The organism is Amaricoccus sp., from assembly GCF_047602525.1.
GTDB lineage: Bacteria > Pseudomonadota > Alphaproteobacteria > Rhodobacterales > Rhodobacteraceae > Amaricoccus.
In genome coordinates this window covers 2739117-2761504 of record NZ_JASGHB010000001.1, presented here as the reverse complement: position 1 = coordinate 2761504, position 22388 = coordinate 2739117, and the positions used below count along the sequence as shown (strand labels likewise).

Here is a 22388-nt window from a genome sequence, read left to right as displayed (position 1 = left end):
GCCGTGGCCGGGCTCGCGCCACCCGCGGGATGCGGCGGACCCGCGCTGGTCGCGGGACGCGACGGACTCGCCATCGTCGCCGGCCGTGGCGAGCTGCCCCGCCTGCTGGCCGAAGCCTGCGCCACGCGCGGACGGCCCTACCGGGTGGTGGTGTTCGAGGGCGTTGAGCTGGCGTGGCTCGACGGCCACCCGTCGATCGCCGCCCGGTTCGAGAAGCCCGGCCGCCTGTTCGCCGCGCTGCGCGAGGCCGGCATGGAGGCCGTGGTGTTCGCCGGCGGTCTCGCCCGCCCCGCGATCCGCCCGCTCGCCTTCGACCTGAAGATGCTCTGCCTCGCCCCCCGGCTGCTCAAGGGCATCCGGGCGGGCGACGACACCACGCTGCGCCTCGTCGCGCAGATCTTCGAGGCCGAGGGCCTTCGGGTCGAGGCGGCGCAGGACATCCTGCCGGAGTTGCCCGCAACCCCCGGCGTTCATGGCGACGTCCTGCCCTCCGACGCCGACCGCGCCGATGCCGCGCGGGCGGCCGCCATCGTCGCGGCGATGGGCGCGGCCGACGTCGGGCAGGCCGCTGTGGTCGCCGGCGGCATCTGCCTCGGGCTTGAATCGATCCAGGGGACGGATGCGATGCTCGGCTTCGTCGCGGCCACGGACCCCGGCCTGCGGCCCCGGGCGCGGGGCGTGCTCTACAAGGGCCCGAAGCCCGCTCAGGACCGCCGGATGGATTTTCCCGCGATCGGCCCCGGCACGCTCGCCGCCGCGGCGAAGGCGGGCCTGGCCGGCGTCGTCGTCGAGGCGGGCGGCGTGATGATCCTCGATCACGCCGCCACGGTCGCCGCCGCGAACGCGGCCGGCCTGTTTCTCTGGGCCCGCGAGCGGTGAGCCTGCTCGCCGTCGACCGACTGGACGTCGCGATCCACGGCACACCGATCCTGCGCGCGGTCTCGATGCAGGCGGACGCGGGCGAGATCCTCGGGGTGATCGGCGAGAGCGGATCGGGCAAGTCGATGACGGCGCTGTCGATCCTCGGCCTGCTGCCGCATGGGGCCGAGGTCGCCGGCTCGATCCGGCTCGATGGCACCGAGCTGGTCGGCCTGCCGGAGCGCGCGATGTGCCGCCTGCGCGGCGCCGCCGTCTCGATGGTGTTCCAGGAGCCGATGACGGCGCTGAACCCGCTGCAGACCATCGGCGCGCAGGTGGCCGAGACGGTGCGCATCCACCGTGGCGCCAGCCGCCGCGAGGCCGCAGCCCTCGCCGCGGCCACCCTTACGCGCGTCGGCCTGCACGTGCCGCCGTCGCGCTATCCGCACGAGCTGTCCGGCGGCCAGCGCCAGCGCGTCGGCATCGCCATGGCGATCGCGCTGCGGCCGAAGCTGCTCGTTGCCGATGAGCCGACGACGGCGCTCGACGTGACGACCCAGGCGCAGATCCTCGACCTGCTCCGCCGGCTGGTCGACGAGGACGGCATGGCGCTGGTCTTCATCACCCACGACCTCGCCGTCGTCGCGGGCCTTGCCGATCGCCTCGCGGTAATGCGCGCGGGCGAGGTGGTCGAGAGCGGCCCGACGGCGGAGGTGCTGGCCGCGCCGCGGCATCCCTACACCCGCGCGTTGATCCTCGCCTCCGGCCACCGCTCGGCGCTCGGCCCCGCCCCGGCCGAGGTGCCGCTCCTGCGCGTGCAGGGCCTCTGCCGCAGCTATCCCGCCCGTGGCTTTCGCCGCGCGGGGCCGGGCACGGCCGCCGTCCGCGACGTCAGCTTCACGCTCTGCGCCGGTGAAAGCCTCGGGCTGGTCGGCGAGAGCGGCTCGGGCAAGTCGACGCTCGCCCGGGCCATCCTCGGCCTCGACCGGCCCGACGCGGGCAGCGTCGTTCTGGACGGCGTGGCCGTCGACGCCGGCGCGCGCACGCCCCGCGCGCTGCGCCGGACGATGCAGGCGGTGTTCCAGGACCCCTACGGCAGCTTCGACCCGCGCCAGACCGTCGCCCGGCTCGTCACCGAGCCATTCCACCTGCTCGACCGGCCGCCCACCGGCGCGGCCCGCGCCGAGGCGGTGGCGCAGGCGCTGACCGAGGTCGGCCTCGACCCCGCCGACGCCGACAAGTACCCGCACGAGTTCTCCGGCGGCCAGCGCCAGCGGCTCGCCATCGCCCGCGCGCTGATCCTGCGGCCGAAGCTCATCGTGCTCGACGAGGCGGTCTCGGCGCTCGACGTGCAGGTGCGCGCCCGCATCCTCGACCTGCTGGCCGACCTGCGGCGGCGGCACGGGCTCGCCTATCTCTTCGTCACCCACGACCTGACGGTGGTGCGCGCGATCACAGACCGGGTGATGGTGATGCAGGCCGGCGAGATCGTCGAGCAGGGGCCGACCGAGGCGATCTTCGCCGCCCCGCGCCACCCCTGCACCCGCGCGCTCCTTGCCGCCGCGCCGGTGCTGGAGGCCACATGATCCAGCCCGGGGCCCGCAACGCCATCACCGACGTGCCCGGCCTCAAGGTCGGCAACGCCGGCGACGCGCGGCTGAAGTCGGGCGCGACGGTGCTGACGGCGGACCGGCCCTTCGTTGCCGCCGTCGACATCCGCGGCGGCGCGCCGGGCACGCGCGAGACCGACCTGCTCGCGCCCGGCCGGCTGGTGTCGCAGGTCGACGCCATCGTCCTCTCGGGCGGCTCGGCCTTCGGCCTCGACGCGGCGTCGGGCGTGGTGGACCGCCTGCACGCGGCGGGCCGCGGCTTCTTCGTGGCGGCGGGGGTTCCGTCCGTCCCCATCGTGCCGGCGGCGATCCTCTTCGACCTCGCGAACGGCGGGGCGAAGGACTGGACGGAAAATCCCTACCGCGGCCTCGGCGCCGCCGCCTTCGACGCCGCCTCGGAGGACTTTGCCCTCGGCTCGGCCGGTGCCGGCACGGGGCCGATGACGATGCGGGTGATGGGCGGCCTCGGCTCGGCCTCGTTCGTGCTGCCGGACGGTCCCACCGTCGGCGCGCTCGTCGCGGTCAACGCCGTCGGCAGCGTGCTCGTCCCGGGCAGCCGGCACTTCCTCGCGGGCGCGCTGGAGGTCGGCGACGAGTTCGGCGGCCTCGGTGCCTCCGGCGCGGCGATGCCGCTCGAGCCTTTCGCCTTCGGCAAGCCGGGACCGGCGGATCCGCGCACCAACACCACGATCGCCATCGTCGCGACCGACGCCGCGCTCGACAAGGCCGGCGCGCGTCGCCTCGCCGAGATGGCGCACGCCGGCTTTGCCCGCGCCATCCACCCGTCGCACACGCCCTTCGACGGCGACCTGATCTTCGCCGTCTCGACCGGCGCGCGCCCGGTCGGGACGCCGCTCGACGAGCTGCAGCTCGGGCAGGCGGCGGCGGCCTGCCTCGCCCGCGCCATCTGCCGCGGCGTCTTCGCCGCCCGCCCGCAACCGGGCAACCGGCTGCCCTGCTGGTGCGAGCTCTGAGCGCGCGGCAATCGCCCCGTCGCCGGTCCCATGATCGCAGGATTTGCCGCAAATCCCCGACACTTGGAGACCCGCGATAACCCCGGCTTCAGGCTTCCCCGCCTAACTCGCGGGTGGGGTAAATCGGGGGGCTCGGGGGCCATGGAGAAGGGCGGCAACGTCATTATCGTCAAGCGCAAGAACGTGATTGCCGGGGGGCATCACGGTGGCGCCTGGAAGGTTGCCTACGCCGACTTCGTGACGGCGATGATGGCCTTCTTCCTGCTCATGTGGCTGCTCTCGACCACGGACGAGAAGACCAAGCTCGGCCTCGCCGACTATTTCAGCCCGACGATCCCGATCAGCGACAGCCGCAGCGGCGGCGACGCCCCGTTCGAGGGCGACAGCGTGCTGAGCCAGGACACGCTGAAGCGCGACGAGACCGGGCAGAAGGGCGACCCGGCGAAGGACTCGCTCGCCGGCTCCAAGGCCGACGGCAGCGACGCGAGCCTCTACGACGTCGAGCAGGCCCTGCTCGGCGGCAGCGGCGACGCGATGCAGGCCGACCCGATGCTGGAGCACATCCGCACCCGCGTCACCGACGAGGGGCTGATCGTCGAGGTGTTCGACACGCCCGGCTCGCCGCTTTTCGCCGCCGACGGCGCCGTGCCGAACCCGATCTTCGGCCGGCTGGTCGGGATGATCGGCCGCGTGCTGTCGCGCACGGAAAACCCGGTGGCCATCACCGGCAACCTCGCGAAGGGCGACACCGGCCGCGGCGGGCCGGACCCGTGGCGCCTGTCGTCGGATCGGGCGCAGCTCGCCCGGGCGAGCCTGGTTGCGGCCGGGGTCGACGACGCCCGCCTCGCCCGCGTCACCGGCAAGGCCGACCGCAGCCCGGCGACCGAGGACCCGCACGACTCGCGCAACCGCCGGATCGAGATCACCCTGCTCCGCCACTTCCCGGAGTGAGGGCCGCCCGGCAATATCCCGGGTATTTGATCGAACCTCCCCCGTGTCCCGCCCCCATCCCCGCCCACGCGGCGGCCTGGGGGCGGTTGCCGTTAGGCGGTTCTTAAATCCCTGCGGTCCATGTCTGCACCAGACCCGACCCCGCGATCCGTTCCCCCTCCCCGGATCGTCGACCCCCCAGGGAAAAGGACTGAGCATGGGCATTTCCTCGTCGCTGAACGCCGGCGTCTCCGGCCTCAACGCGAATGCGAACAAGCTCGCGACCATCTCCGACAACATCGCGAACTCGCAGACCACCGGCTACAAGCGCGCCGACGTCGACTTCTCGTCGCTCGCCGTCTCGGACAACTCGACCCCGAACACCATCGGTGGTGGCCGGTGGTTCACTGCCGGCGGCGTGCGCACCTCGGCGGTGTGGGACATCGAGCAGAAGGGCCAGCTCGCCACCACGTCGAACTCGACCGACATCGCGATCTCCGGTCGCGGCCTGCTGCCCGTCACGTCGATCGCCTCGGTCGATGACACCGGCCAGGAGATGCCGCTGATGCTGACGAGCACCGGCTCGTTCGACACCGACGCGAACGGCTACCTGCGCACGTCTTCCGGCCTCACGCTGCTCGGCTGGGCGGCGAATGCCGACGGCACCATCCCGGACTATCCGCGTGACGCCTCCTCGGGTCTCACCCCGGTCAAGGTGAACATGTCGAGCGTCGCGTCGGACCCGACGTCGAAGATCGAACTCAAGGTCAACCTGCCCGCCGACGAGACCCATGTCGGCAGCGACGGCACCGTGCGCACCGCGACGACCGAGTACTTCGACAACCTCGGCGCGTCGCAGACGATGTCCTTCGAGTTCACCCCGACCGTGCCCACCTCGGGCACGGGCTCGAACACCTGGACGCTCAACATCGTCGACCAGGCCACCGGCGTCTCGGCCGGCAGCTATCAGGTGGTCTTCAACAACACGTCGACCAATCCCGGCCAGGTGCTCTCGGTCACGCAGCTGAGCGGCGGCACGTCGCCCGCGTCCTCGACGTTCGACGCCACGACCGGCAAGATCAGCATGAACCTGGGCGACCAGGCGATCTCGGTCGACATCGGCATCCCCGGCGGCCAGACCAACCTCACGCAGCTCACCTCGGCCTTCAACCAGACGAGCATCACCTCGGATGGCGTCGGCGCCGGCACGTTCTCGGGCCTCACCATCGACGAGAACGGCATCCTCTCGGCGGTCTACTCGACCGGCTACTCCCGGCCGATCTATCAGATCCCGGTCGCGGACGTCCCGAACATGGACGGCCTGACAGTGCTCGACAACCAGTCGTTCGCCATCTCCCGCGCCTCCGGCCCGCTCTACCTCTGGGACTCGGGCAGCGGCCCGGCCGGCAGCATCCAGGGCTATTCCCTCGAGCAGTCGACGACCGACATCGCCGACGAGCTGACCCAGCTCATCCAGACCCAGCGCGCCTATTCCTCGAACGCCAAGATCATCCAGACGGTCGACGAGATGTTGCAGGAAACCACCAACCTCAAGCGCTGAGCCCTCCCCCACACCGCCAGCACGAGGACCGCCGATGAGCATCTCGAGCGCACTGAACAACGCCTCCTCGGGGCTCGCGGCCCAGTCGCGCCTCGCCGAGACGATCTCGAACAACGTCGCGAACGCCCTCACCCCCGGCTATGCCCGCCGCACGACGGAGCTCAGCTCCGTCGCGCTCGGCGGCTATGGCCAAGGTGTGACCGTGGTGGGTACCACCCGGGCCGGGAACGCGACGCTGACCGCAGAGCGCCGCGCCATGGACGCGGCGCTCGGGGCGAGCGGCACGCGGTCCGACGCCTACGACCGGATCCTGACGGCGATCGGCGACACGTCGAGCGACACGTCCGTCGCCTCGATGGCCACCAAGCTCGAGACGGCGCTGATGACGGCCACGTCGTCGCCGCAGTCGACCACGGCGCTGAACAACGCCGTGTCGGTGGCAAAGGATTTGGCCTCCGCGGTCAACCGGGTCTCCGACGAGACGGCCTCGCTGCGCACCGAGGCCGATGCCGAGATCGGCCGGCAGGTGACGCAGGTCAACGCCGCGCTGAACAAGATCGACACGCTGAACGACAAGATCAAGACGCTCGCGGCCACTGGTGGCGACACCACGAGCCTCGAGGACCAGCGGGCGCAGCTGATCGACAGCGTGTCGGCGGTCGTGCCGGTGAAGGTCGCGAACCGCGACGGCGGCGCGGTGGCGCTGTTCACCCAGAACGGTGGCGCGCTGCTCGACGGCAGGGTCTACGAGCTGTCGTTCACGCCGGCCAGCACCGCCGTCACCGCCGACATGACGGTGGGCTCCGGCCTCTCGGGCCTGTCGCAGGACGTGGGCGCGCTGACCGGGCCGGTCGCGGTCACGGCCGGCACCGGCGCGGGCCTCTTCGACGGCGGCACCCTCGGCGCGCTCTTCGAGCTGCGCGACACCATCGCGCCGCAGGTACAGGGCGAGATGGACGGCTATGCCGCCGATATCATCGACCGCTTCCAGTCGCTGATGCCGTCGAGCGCGCTCGACGCCTCGGGCAACGGTCTGTTCGTCGACCCCGCGTCGGGCACGCAGACCGGGCTCGCCGGCCGCCTCGCCGTCAATGCCGCGGTCGATCCGTCGTCCGGCGGTGCGGTCTGGCGGCTCCGCGACGGGCTCGCCGCGACGAGCGAGGGCAACGTCGGCGACGGCACCACGCTGCAGGCGCTGTCCGACGCCTTCACCACGTCGCGCGCCGCGACCGGCTTTGCCTCGACCACGTCGAGCGGCGGCGCGGCGGCGCTCGCCTCGGAGATCACCTCGTTCTTCGCCTCGCGCGGGGCGCGCAGCGACGAGGATCGCGCCTATCTCAGCGCCCGGCAGGCGACGCTTGCCGAGCAGGAATCGAGCGCGACCGGCGTCGACAGCGACTCGGAGCTGCAGTCGCTGACCCTGGTCGAGCAGGCGTATGCCGCCAACGCCAAGGTGCTGTCCGTCATCGACGACCTGATGCAGCTGCTGCTGGAGAACTGATCCGATGTATGTTTCCGGAGGATCCGACCTCTCCCGCCTGCAGCGCCTGCAGCGCCATGCGACCCAGACGCGCGAGCGGATGGACACGGCCGGCGAGGAAATGTCGACGGGCGAGACGACCGACCGCTATGCCGCCACCGGCGGCAACCTCACGCGGCTCATCTCGCTCGACCGCTCGCTGGCGCGCAACGCCGCGTTCTCCTCGACGATCTCGCTGACCGAGCTGCGCCTCGACACCATGCAGTCGACCGTCACGTCGATCGCCAACTCCGCGAACTCGCTCGCGGTCGCGCTGAACGAGACGGTGCCGAAGGGCGACGTGGCCAGCTCGACGCGGCTTGCCAAGCAGGCGCGCGGCGATCTCGTCGATACGCTCGCCAAGCTCAACGTCCAGGTCTCGGGCCAGTCGATCTTTGCCGGTACCGCCACCGACCAGGCCGCCGTGGCCTCGGGCGACGACATCCTCGCCGCCCTCGACGCGCTGGCCGCGGGCTCGGCGACGGCGGCGGATGCGCTGACCGCGATCGACGCCTATTTCACCAGCCCGTCGGGCGGCTTCTTCGCCACGGGTTACCTCGGCTCCTCCGACGGGCTCGCCCCGGTCGACGTCGGCGAGGGGCAGCGGCTCGACTACGGCGTCACCGCCGCCGATGACCGGATCGTCGCGGTGCTGAAGGCCCAGGCCAAGGCCGCCGTCGCCGGCAGCGACAGCTATCCCGGCAGCAACGAGGACAAGATGGCGCTGCTCTCCGCCGCCGGGTCGGAGCTCATCGCGGCCAAGGACGGCGCGCAGAGCCTGAGCTACGAGATCGGTTTCGATCAGCAGACGCTGGAGAACGCCAAGGCGTCGCGCACCGCGGAGTCGAACACCCTTTCGCTCGCCCGGGCCAGCATGGTCGAAGCCGACTACGAGACGTCGACCACGACGTATCAGGCGCTCCAGAGCCAGCTCGACGCGATCTTCACCGTGACCGCGCGGCTCGCCGACCTGCGCTTTACCGACTACATGCGATGATCCTGCGCGCCCTCGTCCTGCTGCCGCTCCTCGTCCTCTGGGTCGCGGGTCTCGCCGCCCCGGCCGAGGCCTCGCCGGCGCGAATCAAGGATCTGGTCGAGGTGGACGGGGTGCGCGGCAACGACCTGCTCGGCTATGGTCTGGTGGTCGGCCTCAACAACTCCGGCGACTCCCTGCGCAACTCGCCGTTCACCGAGGACGCCATCGTCAATCTGCTGGAGCGGCTCGGCGTCAACGTCACCGGCGAGCAGATCCGGGCGAGGAACGTCGCGGCCGTGCTCGTCACCGCGACGCTGCCGCCCTTCGCCCGCGCCGGCAGCCAGGTCGACGTGACGGTCTCGGCGATCGGCGACGCGAAGAGCCTGCTCGGCGGCACGCTGGTGATGACCCCGCTCAACGCCGCCGACGGGCAAATCTATGCGGTGGCGCAAGGCTCGATCATCGCCGGCGGCATGGTCGCCCAAGGCCAGGCCGAGACGGTGACGCAGGGCGTGCCGACCGCCGGCCTCATCCCGTCCGGTGCGCGGGTGGAGCGGGAGGTCGCCTTCGACTTCACCCAGGTGCGCGACATCCGCCTCGCGCTCCGCAACCCGGACTTCACCACGGCCGCCCGCATCGAGGCGGTCATCAACCGCGATGTCGGTGCCAAGATCGCGCGGATGGTCGATCCCGGCACGGTGGAGCTGGACCTGAACCGCGTTGGCGTCGACCAGCCGGCGCGGCTGATGGCGCAGATCGAGAACCTCGAGGTGCAGACCTCGACCAAGGCCCGCGTGGTGGTCGACCAGCGGTCGGGGACGATCATCCTCGGCTCCGACGTGCGGATCAGCCGCGTGGCGGTGACGCAGGGCAACCTGACGCTGCGGGTCGAGGAGCAGCCGCTGGTGGTGCAGCCGAACCCGTTCGCCGATGGGCAGACGGTGGTGATCCCGCGCACCGACGCGCAGATCCAGGAGGAGCCGGGCAACGGCCTCGCCATCGTCGACAACTCGGTGTCGCTGCCCGAGGTGGTGTCTGGCCTGAACGCGCTGGGCGTCTCGGCCCGCGACATGATCGACATCCTGAAGTCGATCAAGGCCGCCGGCGCGCTGCACGCCGAGTTCGTGGTGCAGTAGGGCGGGGGCTTCTGCTCCTGCCCCGGTTCGGCGCGACCTAGCCGAACGCGTCCGGCTCCGACGCCTTGCGCCGCGCCACGTACGCCTGAAGCGCCTCCGCGACGCCCGGGTCGATCGCCGGCGCCTGGTAGTCGGCCAGCATCTTGCGCACCCGCGCGTTCGCCAGGGTCGCGGAGTCGGGCGAGCCCGCCTCCGCCCAGGCCTCGAACGGGCGGTAGTCAAGCACCTGCGTCCGCCAGAACGCCTCCTTGAAGTTCGCCTGCGTGTGCGCGCAGCCGAGATAGTGCCCGCCCGGGCCCACCTCGCGGATCGCGTCGAGCGCCTGCCCGTTCTCGCTGAGGTCGATCCCCTCGGCGAGCGAGTGCAGGACGCCGAGCTGGTCGGCGTCGAGCACGAACTTCTCGTACCCCGAGACCAGCCCGCCTTCGAGCCAGCCGCAGGCGTGCAGCATGAAGTTGACGCCGCCGAGAAGCGCCGCCTGCAGCGTGTTGGCGCTCTCGTAGGCGGCCTGCGCGTCCGGCAGCTTCGAGCCGCAGAGCGCCCCGCCGGAGCGGAACGGCAGGTTCAGCCGCCGGGCGAGCTGCCCCGCGCCCCAGAGGATCTTGCTCGCCTCCGGCGTGCCGAACGTCGGCGCGCCGGAGTTCATGTCGATCGAGGTCACGAACGCGCCGAAGATCACCGGGCAGCCCGGATTGACCAGCTGGGCGTAGGCGATGCCGGTCATCGCCTCCGCCAGCACCTGCGTCAGGGTGCCCGCGACGCTGACCGGCGCCATCGCGCCGCCGACGATGAACGGCGAGACGATCGTCGCCTGTCCGGCGCGGGCATAGACCTCGAGCGCGCCCATCATCGTCGCGTCGAAGCTGAGCGGCGAGTTGATGTTGATGAGGCTCGTCAGGAAGCACTCCGGCCCGACCCGGTCGGCGCCGAACAGGATGCGGCACATCTCGACCGAATCCACTGCCCGCTCCGGCGCGGTGACGCTGCCCATGAACGGCTTGTCGGACAGCGTCATGTGGGCGTGCAGCATGTCGAGGTGCCGCTTGTTCACCGCCACGTCCGTCGGCTCGCAGAGCGTGCCGCCCGAGTGGTGCACCCACTTCGACATGTAGCCGAGCTTCACGAAGTTGCGGAAATCCTCGATCGTCGCATAGCGGCGCCCGCCCTCCATGTCGCGCACGAACGGCGGCCCGTAGACCGGCGCGAGCACCAGCCCCTTGCCGCCGACGGTCACGTCGCGCTCCGGGTTCCTCGCCCGCTGCACGTAACTGCGCGGTGCCGTGGCGCAGAGCGCGCGCGCCAGCCCCTTCGGCAGATGCACCCGGTCGCCCTTCACGTCCGCACCCGCATCGCGCCAGAGCTTCAGGGCCTCGGGGTTCTCGGAGAATCGGACGCCGATCTCCTCGAGCACCGTCTCGGCGTTCGCCTCGATCAGCGCGAGTCCGTCCTCGTCGAGGATCTCGTAGTTCGGGATGCGCCGGAGGATGAACGGCGCGGCCTCGACGCGGACGGCGGTGCGCTCCGCCCGACGTGCGGCGCCGCCGCCACGACCGCGCCGCGTCGGGGTCGCCTCGACCGTGTCGCTCATCCGAAGTCCTCCCGCCGGATCTGATGCCGCGAGCCTATCCCGCGGCGGGGCGGCGGAGCGAGAGTTTCCGCCGCCCCGGCGACCGTCTGCGACATGAGCCGTCCCCGACCCGAGCCTTCGGGGGCATCAGGCGGAGGCGGCCTCGAGCGTGGGGTAGTCGATGTACCCCGCCGCGCCGCCGCCGTAGAACGTCGCGCGGTCGGGTTCGTTCAGCGGCGCGCCGAGGTGCAGCCGCTCCGCGAGGTCGGGGTTGGAGATGGCGAGCCTGCCGAAGGCCACCGCGTCGGCCCGCCCGGTCTCGACGGCCGTGATCGCCGTCTCGCGATCGTAGCCGTTGTTCGCGATGTAGACGCCGGGAAAGAGGGTGCGGAGCGCCTCGATCGAGGCGCCCGCGGGCAGGTCGCGCGAGCCGCCGGTCGTGCCCTCGACCATGTGCAGGAAGGCGAGGCCGTAGGGCGCGATCCGCTCGATGCCGCGCGCGAAGGTCTCCGAAGCCGTTTCGTCGACCACCACGCCGTTCGCCGGCGAGAACGGGCTGAGGCGCAGTCCCACGCGGTCGGCGCCGATCGCGCCCGCCACCGTCTCGACCACCTCCTCGAGAAAGCGCGTGCGGTTCTCCACCGATCCGCCATAGGCGTCGGTCCGCACGTTGGCGCTCGGCCGCAGGAACTGGTCGATCAGGTAGCCGTTCGCCCCGTGGATCTCGACGCCGTCGAAGCCCGCCGCGCGGGCATTGCGTGCCGCCCGGGCATAGTCCGCGAGCACCTTGGGGATCTCGTCGATCCCGAGGGCGCGCGGCTCGGAGACCGGCACGAAGCCGGTGCCGTCATAGGTCTTCGACTCCGCCCGGAGCGCGGACGGCGCGACCGGCGCGGCGCCGCCCGCCTGCAGCGAGGTGTGCGACACCCGGCCGACGTGCCAGATCTGCGCGACGATGGTGCCGCCGCGGGCGTGGACCGCCTCTGTCACCGGCTGCCACCCCTCGACCTGCGCCGTGCTGAAGATGCCCGGGGTCGAGGCATAGCCCTGGCCCTGCTGGCTGATCTGCGTCCCCTCCGAGATGATGAGGCCGAACCCGGCGCGCTGGCCGTAGTAGTCCGGCGCCAGCGGCCCCGGCACCGCGCCGTCCGGCGTGGCGCGGTTGCGGGTGAGCGGCGCCATCACCACCCGGTTGCGCAGCCGGAGTGCCCCGGCCTCGAGCGGCGTGAAGAGCTTCGCGGTCATTGTCCGTCTCCTGGTCCTGTCCGGCGGCCGCGGGCGGCCGCGCTCGGTCGGGCGGGCAACTGGGCCGATGGGCCGGGATTGCAAGGGGCCTCAGCGCGCCTTTGGGTGCGCTGCGGCATAGACCTCCATCAGGCGGGCCTGATCGACGCCGGTGTAGATCTGGGTCGTCGCCAGCGTCGCGTGGCCGAGCAGCTCCTGGATGGTGCGCAGGTCGCCGCCGGCCTCGAGCAGGTGGGTCGCGAACGAGTGGCGCAGCGCGTGCGGCGTCGCGGTCGCGGGCAGGCCGAGCTGCATCCGGGCGTTCGCCATCATCTGCTGCACGTGCCGCTGGTTCAGCTCGCCGCCGCGCACGCCGCGAAACAGCGGCGCCGCCGGATCCGGCGGGAAGGGCATCAGCCGGCGATAGGCCTCGACGGCGGCGGCGGCGACCGGCAGCACCGGCACCAGCCGCTCGCGTCCGCCCTTGCCGCGCACCCGCAGCATGTCGCCCATCGGCGCCGCCGCCTGCTTCAGCCCCAGCGCCTCGGAGATGCGCAGGCCGCAGCCGTAGAGCAGCGTCACCACCGCGGCGTCGCGGGCCGCGACCCACGGCTCGAGGCTCTGCGCCTCGACCGTGGCGATCAGCGCCCGCGCCGCGTCCGGCGCCACGGGGCGCGGCAGCCGCGGCTTGACCCGCGGCCCGCGCGTCGCGGTGACGGCGGGCGCGATCGTGCCGCGCGCCTCGGCGAGCCAGCCGTGGAACGAGCGCACCGCCGACAGCGCGCGTGCGACCGACCGCGCCGAGAGGCCACGGCCGCGCTCGTGCGCCATCCACGCCCGCAGGTCGGAGGTCGAGACCGCGGCGAGCGCGACCTCTCCCGCCGGTCCGCCCCAGTGCCCGGCGAGAAAGCCGAGATAGCCGGCGACGTCGCGGCGGTAGGCGATCAGCGTCTTCTGGCTGGCGCCGCGCACGGCGCCCATCTGCGCGAGCCAGTCCTCGAGCAGCGCCAGCGCGCCCCCCGAGGGCAGGGCGGACGTCATCCCACGAAGCGGCGCAGGGTCCGCTCGAGCACGCCGGCAAGGAAGGCGAGCAGGTCGGTGCCCTGATCGGCGTTGAACCGCCGGGCGTCGCCGGCGCCGAGCGCCAGCACCCCCACCGGGCCGGTCGGCCCGAGGTCGAGCCGCAGCAGGGCCTCGGACTGCACCCGCCCCGCATGGGCGCCGTAGACGTCGGCAAGCGGCGCGGTGGCGCGGCGCAGGGTGACGGCACGCGGCGCGACGTTGCGCCCCAGCGTCAGATAGGCGTCGATCCCGCCCGCGGGCAGCCCGACGACCGCGTCGCGCAGCGCCCCGGGCCCGACGCCGGCGCCGGCATCGGTGCCGGGCATCTCCAGCGCCAGCCGGATCACTTCGACCGCGAGGATCGGCGCCACGTCGCGGGTCAGCACCGCGAGGAACCCCTCGAAATCGGCCGGCTCCAGCAGCGCGAGGCAGGCGCGATGCACCTGGTTCATGCCGGCAACGTTGTCGTAGGCGGCGGCCAGCACCTCGCGGTGGGTGTCCTGCAGCCGGTCGAGCCGCTCCTCCAGCCGCTCGACCACCACGCCGCGCAGGTCGACGACCTTGCGGCCGTAGGCCTTGCTGTCGGCGGCGAGCAGCGCCTGCATCAGCGCCTGATCCTCGAGGATCAGGTCGGGGTCGCGCAGGATCAGCGCGCGGATGTCGGCGGCTTCCGTGGTCTCGGTCATGCGGGCATCTCGATCATGCGGGGGTCTCGGTCATGGGATCCTCGGCGGGAAGCGGGTGCCGGGCGATCTTATGAGCGCGATCCGCATGGTGCCAGAAATTTGACGCAGGTCGCGCGCGGCTGCCGCCCCGGTGTGGCAATTCACCGTCGCGCAGGATTGTGCCGGCGCGCCCGGCGACAGCCCTTGTGGCAACAGGGCCGGCTGGCGCAATCTGTGGGGCGATGGAACATCTCGCCCCTCCCGATTCCGCCAGGGTCTTCGCGGCCGGCGAGCCGGTCTCGGTGCTGACCGCCGAGGGGCTCGACCGGCGACTCGACTATCGCGCGCCCGCGGGCGGCGCGCGGGCGGGCGATCTCGTCGAGGTGCCCCTCGGGCCGCGCCGGGTGCTCGGGGCGGTGTGGGGGCCGGGCGAGGGGTGCGACGCAAGCCGGCTGCGCGACGTTGCGCGCGTCCTCGACGCGCCGCCGCTGTCGCAGGCGATGCGGGCGTTCCTGGAGCGCGCGGCCGACTACACCCTGACGCCGCTGACCGCGATGCTGCGCCTCGCGACCCGGGCGCCGGGCCTCGGGGCGCCGCCCTCGGCGCGCCCGGTGCTGCGGGCGACGGGCCGGCAGCCCGACCGGATGACCGACGCGCGGGCGCGGGTGCTGGCCGCGATCGCCGAGTACGGCAACCTCGGCTTCGGCCCGGGCGAGCTCGCCGCGCTCGCCGGCGTCTCGTCCGGGGTCGTGTCCGGCCTCGAGGCGCAGGGCGTGCTGGCGCGCGAGGCGGCGGCGCGCGACGCGCCCTATCCCGGGCTCGACCCCGGCCGCGCGCCCCGGCCGCTGTCTCCGGCGCAGGCGGCGGCATCGGAGCAGCTGCGCGGAGCGGTGCGCGCCGGAGGCTACGGCACGACGCTGCTGAAGGGCGTGACTGGTTCGGGCAAGACCGAGGTCTATCTCGAGGCGGTGGCCGAGGCGCTGGCGCGGGGCCGGCAGGCGCTGGTGCTCTTGCCGGAGATCGCGCTGTCGGGGGCCTTCCTCGACCGGGTGGAGGCCCGCTTCGGCGCCCGCCCGGCGGAATGGCACTCGGGCGTGACCCAAGCCGCGCGGCGCCGGGCCTGGATGGCGGTCGCCGCCGGCGACGCGCGGCTGGTCGTGGGCGCGCGCTCGGCGCTGTTCCTGCCGTTCGCCGACCTCGGCCTCGTCGTCGTCGACGAAGAGCACGACGGCTCCTACAAGCAGGAGGACGGCGCCTGCTACCACGCCCGCGACATGGCCGTGCTGCGGGCGTCGATCGAGGGGGCGGCGGTTGTGCTCGCGACCGCCACCCCGTCGCTCGAGAGCTGGGCGAATGCCGACGCGGGCAAGTACGCCCGCCTCGACCTGCCCGAGCGGTTCGGTGTCGCCGAACTGCCGGAGATGCGTGCGATCGACCTGCGCCGCGACGCGCCGGAGCAGGGCCGCTGGATCTCGCCGCCGCTCGCCGCCGCCGTCTCCGAGCGGCTGGCCGCGGGCGAGCAGTCGCTCCTGTTCCTGAACCGCCGCGGCTATGCGCCCCTGACGATCTGCCGCGCCTGCGGCCATCAGGTCGGCTGCGACGACTGCGATGCGCGCATGGTCGAGCACCGGTTTCGCCGCCGGCTCGTCTGCCACCAGTGCGGCGCGACGAAACCGATCCCGGAGGCGTGCCCGGCCTGTGGCGTCGCGGGCAAGATGACGGCGCTCGGCCCCGGCGTCGAGCGGGTGGCCGAGGAGGCGATGGCGCTCTGGCCGGAGGCGCGGGTGGAGATCCTGTCCTCCGACCTCGCCGAGAGCGCCAGCGCGCTCAAGGCGCGGATCGAGGCGATCGCCGCCGGCGGCGCCGACGTCATCGTCGGCACGCAGATCGTGTCCAAGGGCCACAATTTTCCGGCGCTGACCCTCGTCGGGGTCGTCGACGCCGACCTCGGCCTGCAGGGCGGCGACCTGCGCGCGGCGGAGAAGACCTTCCAGCTCCTGCGACAGGTGGCGGGCCGCGCCGGCCGCGCCGAGCGACCGGGCCTTGCGCTGGTGCAGACGCACCAGCCGGAGCACCCGGCGCTGCAGGCGATCCTCTCCGGCGATGACGAGGGTTTCTGGAAGGCCGAGGCCGGCGAGCGGCGGCGTGCCGGAATGCCGCCCTATGGCCGGCTGGTCGGGGTGATCGCCACCGGCAGCGACGAGGCGCGGACCTGGGAGGTGGCCCGGGCGCTCGCCCGCGACGCCGGTCCGCTGCGGACGCTCGGGGCCGATGTCTGGGGTCCGGCGCCGGCGCCGATCGCGCGGGTGCGCGGCCGCCACCGGGTCCGCCTGCTGGTGCGCGCGGCGAAAGGCGTCCCGTTGCAGCCGGCGCTGCGCGCCTGGATCGCTGCCGTGCCCCTGCCGGGATCGGTGCGGGTGACGGTCGACGTCGATCCGCAGAGCTTTTTCTGAGGGCGCCTCCGGCCGGGCATCCGCTTGCCCGGAGGCCGCCCGTCCAGCCGGCGCATCAGAGGTTGTCGTCGGGTCGATGCAGGCGCGGTCCGCGTCGGTCCCCGGCGGTCGCGAAGGGGTGCCGGGCACCCCCTCGCGTCTGTCGGTCAGGCCGGGGCGAGCCGGGTGTTGTTGCCGCCACCGATCACCTGCACGCGCTGGCCGACGGCGAACGTCGGCGAGGCCTGGATGACCGAGATCGTCTGGCCGCTCTCGAGGCGCACGGTCCACTCGATCGACTGATGGCTGCCCATTGCGTTGCCGGCGGCCATGCCGGCGGCCGCACCCGCGGTCGCACCCGCACCCGTCGCGAGCACCTGGCCGGTGCCGCCGCCGATGTTCTGGCCGAGCGCCGCGCCGGTGACGCCACCGACCACCGCGCCCGCGGTCTGGGCGCCCGTTCCGCCCTGAACGGTGACGTTGCGGCTGGAAATCACCGTGCCGAACTGCACCGACTGCGCCGTCTGCGCCTGGTTCGCCGAGACGGAATTGCCGCTCGGCTGCGCGCAGGCCGCGAGGGCGGCCGCGCCGAGTATCGCGAGCGTCACGCTCTTCAGGGTTGCCATCCGCATTGATCTGCTCCTCGTTTTCTGGCTGGCCCACTCCGGGGGCGCGCGCGTGTCTTATCCCGGCAGAACCCGTTCCGGCAACGGCACATTCCCGCGAGGCTGAAACCGATGCGCGCGGCCGGAAGCGGCTGGCATTCGCGCCCGCTGCGGGATAGAGACGCGCGGGACCGGAACCGAAAGCCATTTGACATGTCCGAGCACCCGACGATCCGCCCGCAGCCCGGTATCCTCGACATCGAGCTCTACGTCGGCGGCGACGCGAGCCTCGCGGGTCATGCGGAGGTGCTGAAGCTCAGCTCGAACGAAAATCCGGCAGGCGCCTCGCCGCGGGCGATCGAGGCGTACCGCGCGACCGGGGTCAGCCTCCATCGCTATCCGAGCACCGACCACCGCGCGCTGCGGACCGCGATCGCCGAGGTGCACGGGCTCGACGCCGGCCGCATCGTCTGCGGCAACGGCTCGGACGAGATCATCGCCCTCCTGACCCAGGCTTATGCCGGGCCGGGCCGCGAGGTCGTCCACACCGAGCACGGCTTTGCCATGTACCGCATTTCGGCGCTCGCGGCCGGCGCGACGCCGGTCGAGGTGCGCGAGCGCGCCCGATGCACCGACGTCGACGCGATCCTTGCCGCCTGCACCGAGCGCACCGCGCTGGTCTTCATCGCCAACCCCAACAACCCGACCGGCACGATGATCGGGGCGGACGAGGTGGCGCGGCTGGCGGCGGGGCTGCCGCCGCAGGCGCTCCTGGTGCTCGACGGCGCCTATGCCGAGTTCGTCGCGGGCTTCGACGGGCATGCCGGCCTGGTCGACGCGCGCGACAACGTGGTGATGACCCGCACCTTTTCGAAGATCCACGGGCTCGGCGGCCTGCGGGTCGGCTGGGGCTATGCGCCGGCGCACGTGGTCGACGTGCTGAACCGGGTGCGCGGGCCGTTCAACGTCTCGGCCCCGGCGCTTGCCGCGGCCGAGGCGGCGATCCGCGACACCGGCTTCACGGCGCGCTGCCTCGCGGAGAACACCGCGAACCGCGCCGCCCTGACCGCCGCGCTCCGCGCGAGCGGCGTGGCCTGCGACGACAGCGAGGCGAACTTCGTGCTGGCCCGCTTCGCCAGCCCGGCGGAGGCCGAGGCGTGCGACCGGGCGCTGCGCGACGCCGGCATCATCGTGCGCCGCGTGGCGGGCTACGGCTTTCCCGAGGGGCTGCGCATCACCGTGGGCGATGCCGCCGCCTGCGCCCGCGTCGCCGCCACGGTCGCCGACTTCCTGCGGGTGAAGGCATGATCCGCTACCGCCGCGTCGCGCTCATCGGCCTCGGACTCATCGCCTCGTCGATCTCGCACGCCATCCGCCGCACCGGCGCGCCGGTCGAGGTCCGCGGCTATGCCCGCAGCGGCTCGACCCGGGCGGAAGCGGCGCGGCTCGGGCTCGGCACGATCTTCGAGACCGCCGGCGAGGCGGTCGAGGGCGCCGATCTGGTGATCCTCTGCGTGCCGGTGGGAGCCATGGCGAGCGTCGCGGCCGAGATCGCGCCGCACCTCGCCGCCGGCGCGACGATCTCGGACGTGGGCTCGGTGAAGCGCGCGGTGATCGACGCGGTGGCGCCGCACCTGCCCGACGGCGTGCATTTCGTCCCCGGGCATCCGCTGGCCGGAACCGAGCACTCGGGGCCTGGTTCGGGCTTTGCCACGCTGTTCGACAACCGCTGGTGCCTGCTGACGCCGCTGCCCGGCTCGGCGCCGGCGGTGGTCGAGGCGCTGGAGGAGTTCTGGCGGGCGCTGGGCGCGCGCGTCGACTGCATGGACGCCGACCACCACGACCTGGTGCTCGCGGTGACGAGCCACGTGCCCCACCTCATCGCCTACACCATGGTGGGCGTCGCCGACCATGTGCGCCGGGTCACGGAGCAGGAGGTCATCAACTACTCCGCCGCCGGATTCCGTGACTTCACGCGCATCGCGGCCTCGGACCCGACCATGTGGCGCGACGTGTTCCTGAACAATCGGGAGGCGACGCTCGACATTCTCGGCCGCTTTACCGAGGAGCTGTTCGCGCTGCAGCGCGCCATCCGGCTCGGCGACGGCGAGCACCTGCACGCCTATTTCACCCGCACGCGGGCGATCCGCCGCGGCATCATCGACGCGGGGCAGGACACCGCCGCGCCCGACTTCGGCCGCCTCTCCAGAGGCTGACGCCGGCGGCGGGTCAGGCCCGGCAGCCGGTGACGAACGCGACGGCGGCGGCGGCGTCGAACGGCACGGTCGTGTCGACCTCAAGCACCGGCCCGACCCGCATCGGCCCGGCGCGGGCGGCGAGCACGCGCAGCTCGTCGGCGTAGCCCGCGCCGGGGTGGCCGGGCAGGCGAACGGCGGCACGGGCGCGGTAGCGGTCCGCCACCGTCTCGGGCGGCGCGGCGCACCGAATCTCCATCACCTCGTCGATCCCGGCGGTGGCGAGCAGCTCGGCCAGCAGTTCGCGCGGCTGGAAGCCGAACCAGGCGTCGACAATCGCCGTCGTACCCGCCGGCGCGGCGGCGAGAAGGGCGAAGATTGCCTTGTAGCTGGCACGCCCGAGCACCCGGTTGAACGGGCGCTCGACGGGCCCCTGCGCGGCGGCGATCTCGGTGAGGAACGGCTCCTTCACCGTGTCGAGGGCGTAGACCGGCCAGCCGGTGAGGCCCGACAGGGCGGTGGCGACACCGCTCTTGCCGCTGGCAGGGACGCCGTTCACCAGTACCACCCGCCGGCCGCGCGGGCGGGCGTCGAGCGCGGCAAAGCCGGCGCCGATCACGCCCGCGTCGTCGCCGAGTGCTGCGGCCACAACCTCGCTGCGATACCAGCGCGACAGCTCCGGCAGCCGCGACACCGCCTCGGCCGCCTCGCACCCGAGGCCCCCGCCGAGGATCACGCGCTCGCAGTCGAGGCTGACCGTGAGCGCGTCGACCGCCCGCCGCAGCGGCGTCGCCCAGGCGGCCAGCACCGTCTCGGCGCCGTCGACCCGGCCGTCGAGCAGGTCGGCGGCGGTGGTGCCCGGGGGCAGGCCGGCGTCGCGGATCAGCCGGCCGAGGGCGGTGCCGGAACTCATGGCTTCGACGCAGCCGATCCGGCCGCAGAGGCAGGGGGGGCCGGCGGGATCCACGGGAATGTGGCCGAGCTGGCCCGCGGTGGCCCGGCCGCGGACGACATGGCCGTCCTCGATCAGGCCGCCGCCGATGCCGGTGCCGATGGTCAGGAGCGCGAGGTGCCGCGCGCCCCTGCCGGCGCCGATGCGGGCCTCGGCCACCAGCGCCATGCTGGCGTCGTTGTCGACCACCACAGGCCGGGAGAAGCGCGCTTCCAGCCGGCTGGCGACCGCGATGCCCGACAGGTCGACATAGCCGCCCGACAGGATCGCGCGGCGCGTGAAGTCGACGCGGCCGGGCACGCCGATACCGATCGCGGCGACGCTCGGGTCGTCGAGATCCTCGATCAGCGCGATCAGCCGGTCGAGCACCACCCCGGGGTCGCGGTCGCTGGCGGCGCGGCCGCGGGCGAGGATCGTGCCATCGGCTGCGACACGGGCGGCGCGCAGGTTGGTGCCGCCGATGTCGATGCCGATGGCGGTTGCGGCAAGGGCGCTCGACATGCGCGTCAGGCTGCGGCGGCGACCCGGTGCCGGGCGATCACCGCCTGGATCTCGCGCAGGCGCGGCACGGCGATGGTGGTCAGGCGCTCCCTGGTCACGGCGCGGTCGAGCGAGATGCAGTCCTTCCAGAGCGAACGGCCCGCGATGACCCCCGAGGCGCCGTTCGCCATGGCGATCTCGACCTGGCCGAGGAACGTCTGGTGGTCGACGCCCGCCGAGAGCACCGCCCAGGGCACGATGCCCGAAAGCCGGGTGATCGCGGCGCAGGCTTCGGCCGACCCCGGGTAGGGGATCTTCAGCAGCTTCGCGCCGTGCTCGAGGCAGAGGCGCGAGCCCCCCTCGATCAGCTCGGCGGTCCTGGCCTTGTAGTCTTCCTTGCTCTCGCCCTCGAGCTGGTAGGTGAGGAACTCGACCACGAGCAGCATGTCCTCGGCGGCGAAGTCGGCCACCACCGCGTCGAGGGTCGCGAGGTTCTCGACGTTCGCGGCCGGCGTGTCGGAGCGGAGGTAGATCATGATCTTGCCGCCGGTGCCGCCCAGTTCGCGCACGCGGCGGGCGGTGATGCCCTCGCACATCACCGAGACGCGGTAGTCCTCGGCGGAGGTGTCCCAGCCCGAGGCGTCGAGGCCGATCAGGAGCGCGGTCTGCCGGTCGAGCACGCCATCGTCGACCAGCATCGGCACCGCGCACAGCGGATCGACCAGGATGCAGCCCGCGACGCTGGCGAGATAGCGGGTGATGTCGGCCTTGGTCTCGCCGAGCATCGCGTTCGAAATCGTCTTCTGCTCCGCCGGGTCCGAGGTCAGCGCCTGGCGCATGCCGCCGCGCTGGTCGGCGGCGATCACCATCATCGCGCCGTCCGGTCCGCAGATCTGCTGGTAGCCGCGACGCTCGGCGGTGGTCATGGCAGTCATGGCGTTGTCCTCTCCCTGCAACGCGGTGGGTGCCCGACGCCCCGGCGCGTGCTAGCGTTTCCTCTGCGTGTCGTGTAGCATATTTCAGAAAGGAATTGCAACATGCCTCAACCCCCAGCGTCCGACCCGGCGGGAACCCGCGCGCTGCTGCACAGCGTGGCGCGGATGCACTACGAGGCGGGCATGAGCCAGGTGGATATCGCCAAGCGCATCGGCGTGTCGACCGCAACCGTCTCGCGCCTGTTGCAGCGGGCGCGCGCCGACGGAATCGTCCGCATCGAGATTGCCGAGCTGGTGGCCGCCGACGATCTCGCCGCGGCGCTCGCAAAGCGGCTCGGGCTTCGGGCGGCGCGGGTCGTCGAGGCGCCGCCCGCGGCGCCGCTGCCGGCGCTGGCCGCGCCCGTCGGCGAACTCCTGCTCGCGGCCGGGCTCGGGGTCGGCTCGGTCGTGGCGATCGGCTGGGGCCGGGCGATTCGCGCCATGCTCGATTCCGGTCTGCCGCCGGTGCCGGGCGTGCTCACCGTCTCGGCGACCGGCGGGATGCAGCAGCACCTGCCGCATTTCCAGGTGAACGAGTTCGTGCGCCTCGCGGCCGAGCAGATGGGGGGCACGCCGAACTTCATCCATGCGCCCTACCTGCCGTCCGCCGGCACCCGCGAGGCCTTCCTCACCGATGCCGCCATCGCGGCGAGCGTCGCGCTCTGGGA

At 72.9% G+C, this 22388-nt stretch carries 18 protein-coding genes and 1 pseudogene; 12 read left to right on the top strand and 7 right to left on the bottom strand.

Features of this window, described 5'->3' with window-relative positions; genetic code table 11:
- Positions 1–3: 3 nt before the first annotated feature.
- The 8 genes from QM699_RS14180 (at position 4) to QM699_RS14145 (ending at position 9564) form a co-directional block, all read left to right on the top strand.
- A complete protein-coding gene (locus QM699_RS14180) occupies positions 4–879 on the top strand; it encodes an LpxI family protein (RefSeq protein WP_415011735.1) in 876 nt (291 codons plus the stop codon).
- On the top strand, positions 876–2444 hold the full coding sequence (locus tag QM699_RS14175; protein WP_415011734.1) for an ABC transporter ATP-binding protein: 1569 nt from the start codon (positions 876–878) through the stop codon (positions 2442–2444). Before QM699_RS14180 ends, QM699_RS14175 begins: the two co-directional genes overlap by 4 nt.
- Positions 2444–3442 carry a P1 family peptidase gene (locus QM699_RS14170; protein ID WP_415012760.1) on the top strand — a complete coding sequence of 333 codons (999 nt, stop codon included), beginning with the start codon at positions 2444–2446 and terminating at the stop codon, positions 3440–3442. The genes QM699_RS14175 and QM699_RS14170 overlap by 1 nt, the downstream gene beginning before the upstream one ends.
- A 141-nt stretch (positions 3443–3583) precedes the next feature.
- Positions 3584–4393 (top strand): flagellar motor protein MotB, encoded by an 810-nt coding sequence (locus QM699_RS14165; protein WP_415011733.1) that lies wholly within the window; start codon positions 3584–3586, stop codon positions 4391–4393.
- 196 nt (positions 4394–4589) lie between these two features.
- Positions 4590–5933, top strand: a complete 1344-nt coding sequence (locus QM699_RS14160; protein WP_415011732.1) for a flagellar hook protein FlgE — start codon at positions 4590–4592, stop codon at positions 5931–5933.
- A 34-nt stretch (positions 5934–5967) separates the two neighbouring features.
- Entirely contained in the window at positions 5968–7434 is a 1467-nt protein-coding gene (gene flgK, locus QM699_RS14155; RefSeq protein WP_415011731.1) for a flagellar hook-associated protein FlgK, read from the top strand.
- A gap of 4 nt (positions 7435–7438) precedes the next feature.
- A complete protein-coding gene (locus tag QM699_RS14150) occupies positions 7439–8449 on the top strand; it encodes a hypothetical protein (RefSeq protein WP_415011730.1) in 1011 nt (336 codons plus the stop codon).
- Positions 8450–8466: 17 nt separating this feature from the next.
- Positions 8467–9564 carry a flagellar basal body P-ring protein FlgI gene (locus tag QM699_RS14145; protein ID WP_415012759.1) on the top strand — a complete coding sequence of 366 codons (1098 nt, stop codon included), beginning with the start codon at positions 8467–8469 and terminating at the stop codon, positions 9562–9564.
- 37 nt (positions 9565–9601) lie between these two features.
- Here the strand turns inward: QM699_RS14145 and QM699_RS14140 are convergent, their stop codons facing one another.
- The 4 genes from QM699_RS14140 to QM699_RS14125 form a co-directional block, all read right to left on the bottom strand.
- Positions 9602–11152 (bottom strand): trimethylamine methyltransferase family protein, encoded by a 1551-nt coding sequence (locus QM699_RS14140; protein WP_415011729.1) that lies wholly within the window; start codon positions 11150–11152, stop codon positions 9602–9604.
- Between the two features lie 126 nt (positions 11153–11278).
- A complete protein-coding gene (locus tag QM699_RS14135) occupies positions 11279–12376 on the bottom strand; it encodes an alkene reductase (RefSeq protein WP_415011728.1) in 1098 nt (365 codons plus the stop codon).
- Positions 12377–12466: 90 nt separating this feature from the next.
- Positions 12467–13396, bottom strand: coding sequence for a tyrosine recombinase XerC (locus QM699_RS14130; protein ID WP_415011727.1), 930 nt, complete (start codon positions 13394–13396; stop codon positions 12467–12469).
- Positions 13393–14103: a DUF484 family protein gene (locus tag QM699_RS14125; protein ID WP_415011726.1), complete on the bottom strand. Its 711-nt coding sequence runs from the start codon at positions 14101–14103 to the stop codon at positions 13393–13395. Before QM699_RS14125 ends, QM699_RS14130 begins: the two co-directional genes overlap by 4 nt.
- Before the next feature lie 221 nt (positions 14104–14324).
- On the opposite strand from QM699_RS14125, the gene QM699_RS14120 reads away from it, so the two are divergent.
- Positions 14325–16535, top strand: a complete 2211-nt coding sequence (locus tag QM699_RS14120; RefSeq protein ID WP_415011725.1) for a primosomal protein N' — start codon at positions 14325–14327, stop codon at positions 16533–16535.
- Positions 16536–16681: 146 nt separating this feature from the next.
- Here the strand turns inward: QM699_RS14120 and QM699_RS14115 are convergent, their stop codons facing one another.
- Positions 16682–17146 (bottom strand): hypothetical protein, encoded by a 465-nt coding sequence (locus QM699_RS14115; protein ID WP_415011724.1) that lies wholly within the window; start codon positions 17144–17146, stop codon positions 16682–16684.
- A gap of 186 nt (positions 17147–17332) precedes the next feature.
- On the opposite strand from QM699_RS14115, the gene hisC reads away from it, so the two are divergent.
- Positions 17333–18427, top strand: coding sequence for a histidinol-phosphate transaminase (gene hisC / locus QM699_RS14110; RefSeq protein WP_415011723.1), 1095 nt, complete (start codon positions 17333–17335; stop codon positions 18425–18427).
- Positions 18424–19335: a prephenate/arogenate dehydrogenase family protein gene (locus QM699_RS14105; RefSeq protein WP_415011722.1), complete on the top strand. Its 912-nt coding sequence runs from the start codon at positions 18424–18426 to the stop codon at positions 19333–19335. Before hisC ends, QM699_RS14105 begins: the two co-directional genes overlap by 4 nt.
- 13 nt (positions 19336–19348) lie before the next feature.
- Here the strand turns inward: QM699_RS14105 and QM699_RS14100 are convergent, their stop codons facing one another.
- Both QM699_RS14100 and QM699_RS14095 read right to left on the bottom strand, forming a co-directional pair.
- On the bottom strand, positions 19349–20767 hold the full coding sequence (locus tag QM699_RS14100; protein ID WP_415011721.1) for an ROK family protein: 1419 nt from the start codon (positions 20765–20767) through the stop codon (positions 19349–19351).
- 5 nt (positions 20768–20772) lie between these two features.
- Positions 20773–21681, bottom strand: a complete 909-nt coding sequence (locus QM699_RS14095; protein WP_415011720.1) for a tagatose-bisphosphate aldolase — start codon at positions 21679–21681, stop codon at positions 20773–20775.
- 102 nt (positions 21682–21783) lie between these two features.
- Between QM699_RS14095 and QM699_RS14090 the strand changes: the two are divergent.
- Positions 21784–22374: pseudogene (locus tag QM699_RS14090) on the top strand (sugar-binding domain-containing protein); the annotation flags it as partial.
- Positions 22375–22388: the final 14 nt, after the last annotated feature.

Bases quoted from the DNA above. Each gene is read 5' to 3' on its own strand.
- QM699_RS14095 (WP_415011720.1), bottom strand. From the start codon at position 21,681: ATGACTGCCATGACCACCGCCGAGCGTCGCGGCTACCAGCAGATCTGC.
- QM699_RS14135 (WP_415011728.1), bottom strand. From the start codon at position 12,376: ATGACCGCGAAGCTCTTCACGCCGCTCGAGGCCGGGGCACTCCGGCTG.
- QM699_RS14165 (WP_415011733.1), top strand. From the start codon at position 3,584: ATGGAGAAGGGCGGCAACGTCATTATCGTCAAGCGCAAGAACGTGATT.
- QM699_RS14115 (WP_415011724.1), bottom strand. From the start codon at position 17,146: ATGCGGATGGCAACCCTGAAGAGCGTGACGCTCGCGATACTCGGCGCG.
- QM699_RS14140 (WP_415011729.1), bottom strand. From the start codon at position 11,152: ATGAGCGACACGGTCGAGGCGACCCCGACGCGGCGCGGTCGTGGCGGC.
- QM699_RS14105 (WP_415011722.1), top strand. From the start codon at position 18,424: ATGATCCGCTACCGCCGCGTCGCGCTCATCGGCCTCGGACTCATCGCC.
- QM699_RS14130 (WP_415011727.1), bottom strand. From the start codon at position 13,396: ATGACGTCCGCCCTGCCCTCGGGGGGCGCGCTGGCGCTGCTCGAGGAC.
- QM699_RS14120 (WP_415011725.1), top strand. From the start codon at position 14,325: ATGGAACATCTCGCCCCTCCCGATTCCGCCAGGGTCTTCGCGGCCGGC.
- QM699_RS14160 (WP_415011732.1), top strand. From the start codon at position 4,590: ATGGGCATTTCCTCGTCGCTGAACGCCGGCGTCTCCGGCCTCAACGCG.
- QM699_RS14150 (WP_415011730.1), top strand. From the start codon at position 7,439: ATGTATGTTTCCGGAGGATCCGACCTCTCCCGCCTGCAGCGCCTGCAG.
- hisC (WP_415011723.1), top strand. From the start codon at position 17,333: ATGTCCGAGCACCCGACGATCCGCCCGCAGCCCGGTATCCTCGACATC.
- QM699_RS14125 (WP_415011726.1), bottom strand. From the start codon at position 14,103: ATGACCGAGACCACGGAAGCCGCCGACATCCGCGCGCTGATCCTGCGC.
- flgK (WP_415011731.1), top strand. From the start codon at position 5,968: ATGAGCATCTCGAGCGCACTGAACAACGCCTCCTCGGGGCTCGCGGCC.
- QM699_RS14100 (WP_415011721.1), bottom strand. From the start codon at position 20,767: ATGTCGAGCGCCCTTGCCGCAACCGCCATCGGCATCGACATCGGCGGC.